At 40.3% G+C, this 13,789-nt stretch carries 16 protein-coding genes; 8 read left to right on the forward strand and 8 right to left on the reverse strand.

The window, feature by feature from the left end; all coding sequences use genetic code 11:
* The first annotated feature begins 12 nt into the window (after nt 1-12).
* Entirely contained in the window at nt 13-840 is an 828-nt protein-coding gene (locus ACOMCU_RS08685) for an ABC transporter permease (protein WP_421049949.1), read from the forward strand.
* Here the strand turns inward: ACOMCU_RS08685 and ACOMCU_RS08690 are convergent.
* Nucleotides 829-2,466: a PucR family transcriptional regulator gene (locus ACOMCU_RS08690; RefSeq protein WP_010859107.1), complete on the reverse strand. Its 1,638-nt coding sequence runs from the start codon at nt 2,464-2,466 to the stop codon at nt 829-831. The genes ACOMCU_RS08685 and ACOMCU_RS08690 overlap by 12 nt on opposite strands.
* Nucleotides 2,467-2,618: 152 nt before the next feature.
* Between ACOMCU_RS08690 and ACOMCU_RS08695 the strand changes: the two genes are divergently transcribed.
* Nucleotides 2,619-3,977 (forward strand): aspartate aminotransferase family protein, encoded by a 1,359-nt coding sequence (locus ACOMCU_RS08695; protein WP_421049950.1) that lies wholly within the window; start codon nt 2,619-2,621, stop codon nt 3,975-3,977.
* Nucleotides 3,978-4,022: 45 nt separating this feature from the next.
* Here ACOMCU_RS08695 and ACOMCU_RS08700 read toward each other — a convergent pair whose 3' ends face one another.
* Entirely contained in the window at nt 4,023-4,475 is a 453-nt protein-coding gene (locus ACOMCU_RS08700; RefSeq protein ID WP_010859109.1) for a MarR family winged helix-turn-helix transcriptional regulator, read from the reverse strand.
* A 159-nt stretch (nt 4,476-4,634) separates the two neighbouring features.
* Here ACOMCU_RS08700 and ACOMCU_RS08705 point away from each other — a divergent pair, with 159 nt between their 5' ends.
* The 4 genes from ACOMCU_RS08705 to ACOMCU_RS08720 all read left to right on the forward strand — a co-directional run bounded on the left by ACOMCU_RS08705 (nt 4,635) and on the right by ACOMCU_RS08720 (nt 6,521).
* Nucleotides 4,635-4,898: a hypothetical protein gene (locus tag ACOMCU_RS08705; protein WP_421049951.1), complete on the forward strand. Its 264-nt coding sequence runs from the start codon at nt 4,635-4,637 to the stop codon at nt 4,896-4,898.
* A gap of 36 nt (nt 4,899-4,934) precedes the next feature.
* Nucleotides 4,935-5,375 (forward strand): GNAT family N-acetyltransferase, encoded by a 441-nt coding sequence (locus ACOMCU_RS08710; RefSeq protein ID WP_010859111.1) that lies wholly within the window; start codon nt 4,935-4,937, stop codon nt 5,373-5,375.
* 79 nt (nt 5,376-5,454) lie between these two features.
* Entirely contained in the window at nt 5,455-6,009 is a 555-nt protein-coding gene (locus ACOMCU_RS08715) for a YczE/YyaS/YitT family protein (RefSeq protein ID WP_421049990.1), read from the forward strand.
* 209 nt (nt 6,010-6,218) lie between these two features.
* Nucleotides 6,219-6,521, forward strand: coding sequence for a hypothetical protein (locus ACOMCU_RS08720; protein WP_421049952.1), 303 nt, complete (start codon nt 6,219-6,221; stop codon nt 6,519-6,521).
* 58 nt (nt 6,522-6,579) lie between these two features.
* Here ACOMCU_RS08720 and ACOMCU_RS08725 read toward each other — a convergent pair whose 3' ends face one another.
* Both ACOMCU_RS08725 and ACOMCU_RS08730 read right to left on the reverse strand, forming a co-directional pair.
* A complete protein-coding gene (locus ACOMCU_RS08725; protein WP_421049953.1) occupies nt 6,580-7,911 on the reverse strand; it encodes a hypothetical protein in 1,332 nt (443 codons plus the stop codon).
* Entirely contained in the window at nt 7,904-8,401 is a 498-nt protein-coding gene (locus ACOMCU_RS08730; RefSeq protein WP_010859115.1) for a sigma-70 family RNA polymerase sigma factor, read from the reverse strand. Before ACOMCU_RS08730 ends, ACOMCU_RS08725 begins: the two co-directional genes overlap by 8 nt.
* A 344-nt stretch (nt 8,402-8,745) precedes the next feature.
* On the opposite strand from ACOMCU_RS08730, the gene ACOMCU_RS08735 reads away from it, so the two are divergent.
* A complete protein-coding gene (locus ACOMCU_RS08735) occupies nt 8,746-9,030 on the forward strand; it encodes a hypothetical protein (protein WP_421049954.1) in 285 nt (94 codons plus the stop codon).
* A 63-nt stretch (nt 9,031-9,093) separates the two neighbouring features.
* On the opposite strand, the gene ACOMCU_RS08740 is transcribed toward ACOMCU_RS08735, so the two are convergent.
* Nucleotides 9,094-9,483 (reverse strand): RDD family protein, encoded by a 390-nt coding sequence (locus ACOMCU_RS08740; protein WP_421049955.1) that lies wholly within the window; start codon nt 9,481-9,483, stop codon nt 9,094-9,096.
* A gap of 186 nt (nt 9,484-9,669) precedes the next feature.
* Here ACOMCU_RS08740 and ACOMCU_RS08745 point away from each other — a divergent pair, with 186 nt between their 5' ends.
* Entirely contained in the window at nt 9,670-9,975 is a 306-nt protein-coding gene (locus tag ACOMCU_RS08745) for a Dabb family protein (protein WP_010859118.1), read from the forward strand.
* 77 nt (nt 9,976-10,052) lie between these two features.
* Here the strand turns inward: ACOMCU_RS08745 and ACOMCU_RS08750 are convergent, their stop codons facing one another.
* From ACOMCU_RS08750 to ACOMCU_RS08760, 3 genes are all read right to left on the reverse strand, one after another.
* Nucleotides 10,053-11,015: a carbohydrate kinase family protein gene (locus ACOMCU_RS08750; protein WP_421049956.1), complete on the reverse strand. Its 963-nt coding sequence runs from the start codon at nt 11,013-11,015 to the stop codon at nt 10,053-10,055.
* An 11-nt stretch (nt 11,016-11,026) separates the two neighbouring features.
* The gene (locus ACOMCU_RS08755) at nt 11,027-11,905 is read right to left on the reverse strand and encodes a DMT family transporter (protein ID WP_010859120.1); all 879 of its coding nucleotides are present in this window, start codon (nt 11,903-11,905) and stop codon (nt 11,027-11,029) included.
* Nucleotides 11,906-12,530: 625 nt separating this feature from the next.
* Nucleotides 12,531-13,781, reverse strand: coding sequence for a glutamate-5-semialdehyde dehydrogenase (locus ACOMCU_RS08760; RefSeq protein WP_421049957.1), 1,251 nt, complete (start codon nt 13,779-13,781; stop codon nt 12,531-12,533).
* Nucleotides 13,782-13,789: the final 8 nt, after the last annotated feature.

Raw genomic sequence — 13,789 nt, forward strand, 5'->3', positions numbered from 1 at the left:
GAGGTGGATACGATGAAAAATAGTCAGAGATACACGAAAAATATTAACATAATCATTGGTCTACTTGTTATCGTCGGATTCTTCTTGGTGATGCTTGTCAGTTTCTTTTATACGCCACATGATGTGAATTCGATGAATATCCCTGATAAATTGCGTGGTCCAAGTAGTACGTATTTTTTTGGTACAGACGAATTTGGCCGTGATATTTTTAGTCGCATTATGCAAGGTACGCAAACAGCATTTGCGGTGGGGATACTAACGGTGCTAATTGGTACGACATTTGGCATTTTAATTGGTAGCATAGCAGGTTATGTAGGGGGCTGGATTGATGAGATTTTTATGCGTCTCATGGATGCGTTAATGGCTTTCCCGGGCATTATTTTAGCACTCATGCTTGTGGCGATTTTTGGTCCAGGTATCGTCAACACAGCCATTGCGCTAGGGATTATTGCGATACCGTCCATTGCCAGAATTTCGCGTAGTGGCTTTGTCCAGCATCGCGATGCAGAATATGTGCTAGCCGCAAAATTGATTGGCGTGAAGCCGTATAACATTATGTTCCGCCATATTTTACCGAATATCTCCTCACAAATTATTGTAGCGGCTACTGTAACTTTTGCGACGGCGATGCTAGCTGAGGCGGCCCTTAGTTATTTAGGGCTTGGCGTCCAACCACCAAACCCAAGCTGGGGACGTATGCTAAAGGATTCGCAAGCGTATTTAGTGAAAGCACCGTGGTACACTTTTGCGCCAGGGGGAGCTATCACTATATTAGTACTAGGGTTGTATATGTTAAGTAATGCCTTACGCGATTATATGGACCCTCGTTCAAAATCGTAGGAAATCGGGCGCTGTTTTATTTAATAATTCGTACGCCTTCATGGCCATTTCTAAATTGAGCCGATACGGAGCTTGTAAAAAGTCAGCGCCTAAAATACTTTCGAGCCGCTCAATACGTTTATATAAGGTTTGGCGCACGATAAATAATTGTTCCGCGGTATCATTTTTAGCCCCATTACAGGCTAAATAGACACCAAGCGTTTGATAAAGGTCATGACCATTTTTTTGATCGATCAGCAGTATTTCCTGTAAATAATCTTTCACATATTGTAATAGGGTAGCGTTATCTTGCTGTAATAATAGTCGATACACGCCTAAATCCTTAAAGTAAATAGAGGAAGTAAGCTGATTATGTTGCATTTGAATGACAGACTTTGCTTCCTTATAGCCTTGCGGTACAGATTCAATCGTCTGATAGACATGGCTAATACCGAAAGTGATGGCTAGTTGATTGAAGGGCTGTGGTGCTTTTCGAGAAACAATTTGTTGCATCGCTTGATTAAAGCTTTCCTGATTTTCCTTGACATCGTCAGCCGCAATGAAAAACGCAAGGATGATTATTTCGTGCTGACGTACAGAAACGGTCGGGAAAAAACCTAGCTTTTTTAAAATGGAACGAACATACATGGCATTATGTAACTGAACTTCTTGCCAGTTCTCCTCTGAAACGAAGTGGGCTTGATAATGAATATTTAGCACGACTACACGATGAAATAAGTTGCGACTTTCAATCGGTAGATAGCTTTGATAATGCTGAATATCAACAGGTTGACCTTGAATGAGGGCTAAGATAAATTCATCTTCTCGACTTTGTTGACGTTCCTGGAGCATGCGATTGCGCATTAAAATATGCGCAATGGACATCGTCGCACGTTCAAGGTTTAACAGCGTATAATTACTTGGCTTTGGTTGCTTTGTATGCATGCATAAATAACCCCAAACTTGTCCAAGTCCATTGACAGGAATCATGACGAAATGGTCACTTTGAATCGTTAGGAAATGGAGCGGCTCCTGGACATCCTGCTGCTGGCAATGTTCTTCAATGAAGCGTAAATGTTTCTTTGCCTCCACTGGATAATAAAAGCTTTTCGTATCTTCCGAGACAAATAAAAAATGGGCATCGGTATCTTGATGGAGCACCTGTAAAATTTTTAAAATACCATTGGGCATTAACGACAACTCCATAAACGTTTTTGATATGGTATCCAGCTGTGTTAACGCTTGTTGATGTTGATTAATGATGTACGTATGTAAATCTTGCGTAATATCAATAAAGCGGACAATCTTGTCAAAAATAATGATAGGAAAATGATGTTCATCTGCCAAGGCAACAAGCTCCTCGGGCACATGGTCAAAATAGTCACCAATTTCAATACAAAGGGCGGCTGCCTCATTGCGAATCAAGTTTTGTAAATAGGCGACTTGTGTTTCGCGTTCTAATTGTAAACCGACACCAGTCGTTAAAATCAGCTCACCACCATTTATTAACGTATCAAAATCTTTAATTTCTAAAATATGTGTCCATAGTACTTGGCGATTTACGCCTTGGTGGCCCGCGATGAGCTTGGCTGCTTCAAAATGCTTTCGCTTTAATACATCTTGCACGAGTAAAGGATATTTCGTCATAAATAAGCACCTGCCCTTCAAATATAGACAATAATACTTTATTATGTGAGAAAAATCAGAAAATTTCAATGCATAAAAACTATCATCATAGGTCAAGGCATGTTAAAGGGGAAATGGCTAGACAATGTTTATAACGAACGGAGGTTTTATATATGGAGCGCAACGACAATTTGACCAATACATTACAGCAAAAAGACCGTGAAAACGTTTGGCATCATATCTCGATGTATAACGAAAAAGCCCCACCAATGATAGTAGAACACGGTGAAGGTGCATGGATAACGGATAGTGCGGGCAATCGTTTTTTAGATGGCATGTCGGGGTTATGGGCTGTCAATGTCGGCTACGGGCGAGAGCGACTAGCACAAGTAGCGTATGAGCAAATGAAAAAATTGTGCTATGTACCGATGACACAAAGCCATCAACCTGCCATCGCGCTAGCGGAAAAAATGAATCAATTGTTAGAAGATGACTATATGATTTTTTACTCCAATAGTGGTTCTGATGCAAATGAGGTTGCTTTCAAAATGGCACGTCAATACCACAATCAAAATGGTGAAGGGGCGCGCTTTAAAATTATCTCACGCTATCGTGCGTATCATGGGAGCTCCCTTGGGGCATTAGCGGCGACAGGGCAGGCACTGCGAAAGTACAAATATGAACCATTAGCGCCAGGCTTTTTGCATGTGGCACCTCCAGATAATTATCGACGACCTAAGGGGCAATCGATTGAGCTCTATAATCTAGAACGTGCACGAGAAATCGAAGAAAAAATTATTTGGGAGCAAAAAGAAACGATTGCGGCTGTTATTATGGAGCCGATTATTACAGGTGGTGGCGTACTGATTCCACATCCTTCCTATGTCAAGGAAGTAGAACGGATTTGTCAGAAGTATGGTGTGCTTCTGATTATTGATGAGATAATCTGCGGTTTTGGTCGAACAGGTCGGCTGTTTGGACATCAGCATTTTGCTATTAAACCAGATATCATCACGATGGCCAAAGGGTTAACAAGTGCCTATTTACCATTATCTATTACCGCTGTACGAAAAGATATTTATGAAAAATTTAAGGATACGGATGGCTATAGTCATTTCCGACATGTCAATACATTCGGTGGGAACCCGGCAGCCTGTGCTGTCGCCCTCGAAAATATTAAAATTCTAGAAGAAGAAAAGCTAGTACAGCGTTCAAAGGATTTAGGCGAACAACTTTTACATGACTTGCAAGACTTATTGGAGCTGCCGTTTGTAGGGGATATTCGTGGCTTAGGATTCCTTGTGGGTATTGAGCTCGTAGAAGATAAGCTAACCCTAGAGCCAGCAAAACCTGAACGGCTAGCAAAAATTATCGCAGATTGTAAAGCTAACGGACTGGTTATTGGCAAAAATGGGGATACGGTAGAGGGCTTCAACAATATACTGACATTAAGCCCACCACTGTGCTGTACGGATGAGGATTTAGAATTCATTAGCGCAGTACTGAAAAAAGTATTTGCCGCAAATGCATAAGTAAAAGGCGATTCCCAGTGTTTATCTACACAAGGAGTCGCCTTGTTAATAGTATCGTTTATGCCCTTTTTTTACATAGTCCCAATCGACTTCAATGTTTTGGCGGACGCGTCCTAATAAATGATGAATGCAGTCGATTTCCTCATCCGAAAAACCATCCAATGCCCGTGCATTCGAATAATCGCCCTCACGTTTTAAAAATGGATATAACGATAAGCTTTTCGCAGTCGGAAAGAGATGCTTGTTTTTCTTATTATGTGCATCAAAGCGCTTCTCAACAAAACCCTTAGTGACAAGCTTTTGAATAGCTCGAGAAGCGGTGGTACGATCCACTTTTAAAAGTTCTGCGACCTTTTCTTGAATGATGCCAGGGTTTTCACAAATGCGAATGACATATAAATACTGTCCTTTTGTTAAATCTAGTTCTTTAAACTCAATATTACTTATGGAATCAAGTGCCCGCGCAATCGCTCCAATATCCCGTAAAATCTCCTTCATCATTATCCTCCTGAAATTTTTGTTGTATTTGCAACAAAAAACGTTCTATACTATATAGTATCATCGATCAAGAAAAATTTCACTGACTATCAAAAGGGTGGGCACTCTATCAGCGAAGTAGCCGATTCTATCAGTGCAGTGGGAGGCGCTATCAAAGAAGTGCTGATTTTTATCGACGAATTAATTGAATTTATCGACGAAATTCCGAGTTTTATCGACGATATTGCAAGGTTTATCAGCGAAGTGGCGGGTTCTATCGGCGATATTGCAAGGTTTATCAGCGAAGTGACGGGTTCTATCGGCGATATTGCAAGGTTTATCGGCGAAGTGACCAGTTCTATCCACGAAATAGCTGATTCTATCGACGAAGTAATCAATTCTTTATCCACGCAAAAGTTTTACAGACGAATTGACAAAATTTAAGGGTTATATTTAGCAAGAAAGCTAGGAGGAATATAAATGAATGCAAAAGTAATTACTACAGAGGTGGATTTACAAACGGCATTTGCCATTCGTAGAAAAGTATTTATAGAAGAACAACAAGTTCCAGAGCCCGAAGAATATGATGAATTTGACACACTCGATGCTGCCTGTAAACATATTCTTGTATACATCGATGGCCAGCCAGTTGGCACAGGACGTTTGCGGGTTGTAGACGGCTACGGCAAGCTTGAACGCATCTGTATTTTGCAAGCATTCCGCAAATACGGGCTGGGTAAGGTCATCGTTCAAAAATTAGAGGATATGACCCTGGCAAAAGGCTTAACAAAATCGAAACTAAATGCCCAAGTATATGCAGAGGGCTTTTATGAAAAATTTGGCTATAAGCGTTCAGGTGAGGAATTTATGGATGGAGGCATTCCACACATTTTAATGAAAAAGCAATTTAGCGAGGCATAGGATTCAATTGTCAAGAAAATGGAAGTATACGCTGTATGTGAGTGGCATAGGCATTTTAACGCTCGGTGTATGTTTCACGATGCAGTCCAATCTGGGTACATCGCCGTTTGATGCTTTATTAGTCGGCTTGGCGAAAAATATTGGCTTAACAGTAGGTAGCTGGGAGATCATTACGTCATTTATCATCATTTTTTGTAATGCTTTACTTGGGCGTAAACGACCAGAATTTTTAGGGTTATTAACCGCTTTCGTGACAGGCGTATGTATTGATACTTGGCTATTTTTGCTTGGTGATGTTCTACATCCGACTCATTTCGTGAGCAAAGTAATGTGTCAGGCAATTGGATTAGTCATTATCGGACTGGGGTCGGCCATCTATTTGCAAGCCAAATTCGCACCCAACCCAATCGACTTTTCAATGCTGGTTATTCGTGACCTAACGGGTAAAAGTATCATGTTTTCCAAAACACTTATCTATATCCTATTCTTAGCGTTAGCCTTTGTTTTTGGCGGTCCGATAGGTGTCGGGACTGTGCTAACCGTCTTTTTAGGCGGTCCCATCCTAAATTACTTTATGCCGCTAATCGAGAATATGCTAGTAAATGCGCAGCAAACACATTATCGTCATTCTTAATAATACACATCCAACAAGCAGTCTGTGAAAAATTCACAGACTGTTTTTATCTAATGACGCTTCAATATAATATCTATAGTTTGAGAAATACCCGCGGAAGGAGCTGAAATCCGCGAACTGAATCTGGATACCCGTGGAAGCAGAGGGAATACCCGCGAAAGCAGAAGAAATACCCGCGAACAGAGGCTAGACCCCGCTCTTTGGATGAAGTGCAGAAAATTGAAATTTATTTAGCCTATACACAAGATGGGCCAAAACAGCTAGCTGAAATACAAGAGAAGCAGGACATAGACAATTTCCTGGAACACTTAAATACAAGTGAAGAGAACCTTTCATTTCATTCAAATACAACAAATGGTGATCCTATCAATTATGAGGTTGTTTTATATACAGGTGAACGGATTGCTTATCAATACGGCGTGCAATTTGACGGAACTACATATTATTGGCACCCATGGGAAACAGCTATTATAGCAGAAGACATAAGCCAATCTATTTCCAAAACGCCTTGATTCTTCATGAAATAGGAGCTGTCCTAAAAAGACAGCTCCCTAATACTCTTTATTAACGTCATTTAGTTGTAGGTTGCCAAATGCCTTGATCATTTTTGATCATTCTTATTAACATCCAAACATCCCCGTACGTTGGGGTAAATTTAATAGTTCCTTCGATTTCACTACTTTGTTCAAATTGAGCACCCTCAATACCGTTATAGTTGTATGCACTTACTAGCCTTTGAATTTTCTTTGTAGAATAATAGCCCCTGATTTTTTGTTTGTCCTGTATATACTTTACTATTTCCGATTGCGTAGGTCGTTCATTCGTGGGTTTGAACGCAAATTTTGTTTCGTAATCTCCTTCAGATTCTGCTAGCACATACATTTTTGCAATGGTTAACGGTTTAGTCCCTTTAAGTACAGACAAATCATAATTTTCTTTAAAAGCATCATAAAGTGATTGTTCATCAGTTGTTAACGTAAAGGTTGGCTCAAGATTTTTCAGTCCTATGACTTTCCCAGCAATCTGGGCATCATTAATGACCGATACTGTCTGACCGACCTCATTCTTATAAACGGCATACTCATCTTCGTGTAATGGGTCAAGGTCTACATCAATATATCTCATTTTTGTTTTATGGTAATTTGCCAGGTCCCTAAAATAAAACTTAAAAATGTTCTCTTGTTCGGCATCCTCGAATACGATGGGAGCCACTGCGCCTGGCAGAGCTAGAAAGTTACCATTTAACGTCACTTGTCCATGTGATGTTTGTATTTTATCTCCCGCAACTCCGAATACAGGAGCAACAATAATATCTTTCTTATGATAGTAGGCAATATAATCTCCTATTTTTATTTCTGTATCGGGTTCAATCACCATTGGAATACTGCTCAATCCAAATTGCTTTCCCATTAAATATCCGATAGTAGGTTGGATAACTAATTGCCCATTTGGCTCGATAATGGGTAGCACCGTTTCATTTTGTTGTAGTAAATCAAAAAGCTCATTGTGGTCTGTGGGCAAAGTTTCCACCGTTTTTGACGCTGTTACTCCGTTCGGCTGGTCTGTGGGCAAAGTTTCCACCGTTTTTGACGCTGTTACTCCGTTCGGCTGGTCTGTGGGCAAGGTTTCCACCGTTTTTGACGCTGTCACTCCATTCGGCTGGTCTGTGGGCAAGATTTCCACTGTTTTTGACGCCGTCGCTCCGTTTGGCGTAACTTGCAACATTACGACGAAACCTAAAATTAGCACAAAGGCCAGTGAAATAACGGATACTTGCCAATTAAATTTTTTCCCAGGTGCTGTTTTTGATTGTTTATTTATGACAATGCGTTGCTTCATGTCCACAGTAAAGGGTGCGTCAGTACGAAGCTCCTGTTTTAGTTGCTCTTTAAAATTATTCATGGATAAATACCTCCGCCTGTGTTGATAATTTTGATTTTAGTAAGTCCTTTCCTCTACGTAATCGTGTGCGCACTGTATTTTGAGAAATACCTAGCAAATCGGCAATTTCCCATGCTTCAAAGTCCTCATAATAAAACAATATAATGACTTCTCGGTAGTGGATTGGTAGCCTCATTACTTCATGCTTTAATGTTTGAAATTGTTGTTGCTTCATTACTTCTTGCTCTGCAGATTTTTCGTTTGTCCAAAACGGTGTTAAAAATTGCAGGACATTTTTTCGCTTCATTTTCCGTAATTCATCATGGCATCGATTAATTAATATTCTCGTTAAAAATGTTTTCAGTGCGGCCTCACCACGAAACGTGTCCTTCTTTGTAGCATACGTAAAAAACACATCCTGTGTAATTTCCTCTGCTAGTTGCTTGTCCTTCACATATAAATAGCTGAGATGGAATAGGTATTCTCCATATTCCTCTACAAGCTGTTCCATAGTATCATCACCTTACTGGTCTTTTAATAATTTAGACGTAAAAAATTACAAATATTGTTCAAAAAATAAAAAATTAGCATTTACTAACTGTTAGAGCGCGACGACTCAGGCTAAACCGCCTTGCCTTTGTGCAGCGTGACCGCTATATTTTATGCACAATCAACAATGCGCGGCGCAAATAACGCTACTATTTGTATAGAAGAGTGTACCAATTGTAGAAGATTATTTATTGCAAAGACCAAAATTAGTTAAATATTAGAGTGATTTATTGTAAAATAAGGATTATTTAATGTGATTAATGTTGGTGTATATAGAGGGGACCTGGCTTGGAGGAGGGGGATGTAGTGAATAATCAGCAAGAGGTGCTAAAAGACAGAAGATGTACCCAAATTAATAGATGGTCATTTGTCTCGTCCATAATTTGTCTGCTATTGTATGTTATTTTTCGATGGCAATCTATTGTTTTATGTATAACTGTAGGAACATTGTTCTTTGGTTTAATTGGTTTTTCAGGTGTTAGGGATTGGAAAGGGATGTTACGGAGTATAACGACGGTAATTATTACTTTAGCATTATCAATTTTTCTAACTTTCATTTTATTGTTCGGAAAACTATTACATCTGGTATAGCTGCATTCAAACATTGTATTTTTAGGAAAGGAGGCTGCCTTAAAAAGACAACACCCTTGGATTTTATAATTCTTTTACGATAGTTTCAGAAAAACGATCGTGTGGAAGGATTTCTCCTTGTTGTTTTTCAAATGCTTTAGGATTTTTCAAATAATCGAAAGTACTGACTGTATCTCGGTAAGCCATGCGCTTAAGAATTTGATTGGACGTTGGTTGTGAACCGTCTTCATGTTCAAGGGCTAGTCCCATCTTCTTGTAACCAATTGTCTGTCCATTTTGGCGCAGTTGTACATATTCAAGAGCCCACATCACTACTGTTGGTGTAACCAAGGCATGAACCGCTTCATTTTTCACCTTTTTTCGCAGGAAATATTCAACACCAGCTGTCACCGCGGTAGAAATGGCCATATCTATCAAAAATGCCTTCGTCCGTTTTTTTGTAATCGACTTCACATCAATTCCTCCTCATATTTCATGTGTCTATAGTAATACGGATAACAATGCAAGAAGTTCCAACATATCGGCAAAACTGAAAAATCTATGATAGCACAAAATAAGTAGTTGAGTGATGATAGTTGCTATGGTACTTTAATATAAAGTACGGAATATTAAAACAATTCGTTAGGGAGGATGATGTAAATGATAAGACATATTGTCATGTGGAATCATAAGGATGATTTTAATCATGAAGAGAAGGTGATAAATGCGCAAAAGGTGAAAAATGAATTGGAGAGCCTGCCCCAAATGATTGATGGCATTATCTCTTTAAATGTCATTATAAATCCATTATCAACGAGTAATCGAGAAATCATTTTAAATAGCCTATTCGAAAGTGAAGATCACTTGCAACAATACCAAGTCCATCCTGAACATGTTCGCGTAAGTCAATTTGTAGGTTCGGTCGTGAAAGACAGAGTTTGTATTGACTTCGAGGTAGATGAGTAACTACATGCCTGAAAATACATATTTTCTTTGAAAACGTAACTCCATTTTGAACAGTCAAAATGGAGTTTTGCATTTATTTAAAAAGTGAATGGCAGTTCCTGTTTTGTAGGATAGGACGCGATGGCACCCTGTTTTTTTGTTGATGTTCCAGCATAGCGATTGGCGAATGTGACAAGAGGGGAGGCGAATTGCTCACAAAAGGCTCCAAGCGTCGCTACTGTAATGTTATTCTCCAGCAAGATTGTTAAAACTGCGCCAATAAAGGCATCCCCCGCACCAGTTGTATCAATGGCTTGCACATATTCAGCCGGTACCTTGATATGTTGCTGTTTCGTATAAAGGGTAGCGCCGTCTGCACCATGCGTAACGAGAATGACTTGTACCTTTCCTTGAAATAATCCAAGTACCGCTTGCTGTTCATCTTCTAGATGTGTTAAGAACAATAGCTCTTCGTCAGAGAGTTTAACGATATGGGCCTTCGGTAAAAACGCACCGATCGTTTTCCGACAGGCTCCTGCATCGTGCCAAAGAGGAAGGCGTATGTTTGCATCAAAAGACACGAGACAACCTGTCAGATGTGCTTGCTCAATCAATGCTACATGTGTTTGCTTCATCGGACTTTCCACTAAATTGACCGAGCAAAAATGAAGAATATCGAGCGCGCTCAGCAAATTAGTAGGCAATTGCTCTTGGCGATACAGCAAATCTGCTGCGTTTCGGCGATAAAATAAAAAGTCACGTTCCCCATCGTCTGTCAAAGAAACAAAGGCAAGACTTGTGTCACCTTCAGTCGTTTGCGTAATATACGTTGTCTCCACACCTGCTTGTTTCAAGGTTTCGATTAAAAAGTCGCCAAATGCATCCTGTCCTACTTGAGAGAGCAGGGCAGCCTGTTGTCCAAACTTTGCACAAACAGCTGCAACATTCGCTGGGGCGCCACCTGCATGTTTAGTAAAATGTTCGACTGACGCAAGCAACCCACTTTGCCCAGTGGGTGTAAAATCGATTAATAACTCACCAATGGTATAAAGCTTACTCATGGAAAACCTCCTCACTCACGACTAGTAACTCTAGGCTTTGGTATATAAACAGTGTAAATAATACCACCAAAAACTAGCAAAATGCCAACCGTTTGTAGCAGGCTCGGCATGAAATCAAGGAATAGCATATCTAGTAAAATAGCGACAACAGGATCTACAAATACTAATACCGAAACCAAAATCGTCGATAGACTACGAATACTATCAAAAAATAAATAATAGACAAAACCTGTATGAATAAAGCCAGTGCCTAATATATAAAGCCAGTTCGTTGTTGTTAAACTTTCAAATAATGTAAAATCCACAAATGGCAGCAGAATAACAATACCAACAGTCGTTTGTATATATGTCAATGCATAAGAGCTGAGATTTTTAATTGTTCTGCTTGTGAGCATGGTAAACGCATAAAACAACGCAGACAGTAACGCCCAAACAAAACCGGACTGCATAAACTCAGACAGCGATATAAAATTATTCAAGCCAATAATGAAAATACTGCCGATAAAACATGTTAACGTTGCGAGAAGTGCCCGTACAGTCATCTTTTCTTTTAAAAACAATGCCCCGAAAATTAACACAAAAATCGGCGCTATATTATAGATAGAAATGGCAATAGAAATGGACATCTCTTCAAATGCCTTAAATAAAAATACCCAGTTTAAGACGATAAAGACACCACATATAAGCGTGCGCAATACCTCTTTTTTCTCCCATTTCTCTGTTTTATGGCCACCGGTTGCGAGCCACAACCCTCCAATAAAGAGGGTAGCGCAAATACAGCGGATAAAGACAAGTTCCAGTGCAGGAACCCCCGTATGTATAGTGAAAAAACCAATGGAGCCAAAAATCGCCATAGATACGGTCAGTTTGATGATTGCAGAAACGTTCATATTCAACCTTCTTTCTAAAAAAAGTAATAATTCTTACTATTGATTTTACATGTGTACCATACATTTGACTTGGGCAAATGATTATTCGGGTAAGGCGCTCGGGTATGCCGTGTTATCGCTCAGGTAGAGTCGTTTATCGCTCGGGTATACCGCGCAACAGCTTAGGTAAAGCCACTTACCGCTCAGGTAGAGTCGTTTATCGCTCGGGTATACCGCGCAACAGCTCAGGTAAAGCCACTTACCGCTCGGGTAGAGTCGTTTATCGCTCGGGTATACCGCGGCAACAGCTCAGGTAAAGCCACTTATCGCTCAGGTAGAGTCGTTTATCGCTCGGGAATACCGCGCAACAGCTCAGGTAAAGCCACTTACCGCTCAGGTAGAGTCGTTTATCGCTCGGGTATACCGCGCAACAGCTCAGGTAAAGCCACTTACCGCTCAGGTAGAGTCGTTTATCGCTCGGGTATGCCGCGCAACAGCTCAGGTAAAGTCACTCAACGCTCGAAGTGAACTGCGTTATCTACACACAAGTGCCTCCGACTAAAGAAAGAAAGAAAGAAAGAAAGAAAGAAAGAAAGCCGACAGCGTATGCCATCTGCCGGCTTCACATAAAATAGGGTTCTCTCTATTATTCTCTAATTTGTCCGTCGCCATGAACGAAATATTTTGTAGAGGTTAATGCAGGTAACCCCATTGGTCCACGGGCGTGTAATTTTTGTGTACTGATGCCGATTTCAGCCCCGTAGCCGAATTCAAAGCCGTCTGTGAAGCGGGTAGAGGCATTATGATACACAGCTGCCGCGTCCACACTATGTAAAAATGTATCAGCTACTAATGGATCTTCCGTTACGATGGCTTCAGAGTGATTCGTTCCGTATTGATTTATATGCTCGATCGCCTCATAAACGTTTTCAACGACTTTAACGCTTATTTTTAAATCCAAATATTCAGTTGCATAATCTTCTTCTGTCGCTGGCTGCGCGAAATCAACGGCTCCACAAACGGTTTCATCGCCAATAATCGTTACCCCTGCATGATGAATGGCATTTAGTAACTGTGCACCGTGCTCACTAAACCAATCGGGATGAATCAGTAAACTTTCAGCGGCATTGCAAACAGAAGGGCGTTGTGTTTTCGCATTGATACAAATTCTTTCTGTTTTTATGTAATCGGCAGTGTGATCCACATAAATATGGCAATTGCCAGCGCCTGTTTCGAGTACCGGTACAGTGGCCTCATTTACGACTAAATCAATAAGTGCCTTTCCGCCACGAGGGATTAGCACATCTAAGTATTGTTTTAAATGGAACAATTCCTTGACGGTTTCACGATTCGTATCCTCGATTAATTGCACTGCATCGACTGGTATGGACGTTTTTTCAAGGGCGCGGTGAATACTTGCGACAAGTGCCACATTCGAAAATTTAGCAGAAGAGCTACCACGTAAAATAACTGCATTACCAGTTTTCAGTGATAATGTTGCAGCATCGATGGTTACATTTGGACGTGCCTCATAAATCATCCCGATTACACCAAGTGGCACCATGCGTTTTTCAATCACAAGACCATTCTCTTTGTTAATACGCTCAAGAAGTTTACCAACTGGATCATCTAATTTTACCAATAAATCAATGGCACTTGCCATCGCTTCGATACGTTCTTTGTTCAGCATAATGCGGTCTAGTGTAGAAACGGGCATTCCTTTTTCTTTGCCAATGGCTAAGTCCTTTGCATTTTCAGCGATTAAAACATCCTGGTCAAGCACCAATTGCTCAGCAATTTTTGTCAGCGCCTCATTTTTTTCACTCGTTGTTTTAATATTTAAAATATAGCTCGCAGCTTTGGCCAGCTTTCCTTTTTGTTGTACTTCACTTGTCATCAAAATTC

This window comes from Lysinibacillus sp. UGB7 (genome assembly GCF_049058285.1).
GTDB classification, from domain to species: domain Bacteria; phylum Bacillota; class Bacilli; order Bacillales_A; family Planococcaceae; genus Lysinibacillus; species Lysinibacillus sphaericus_B.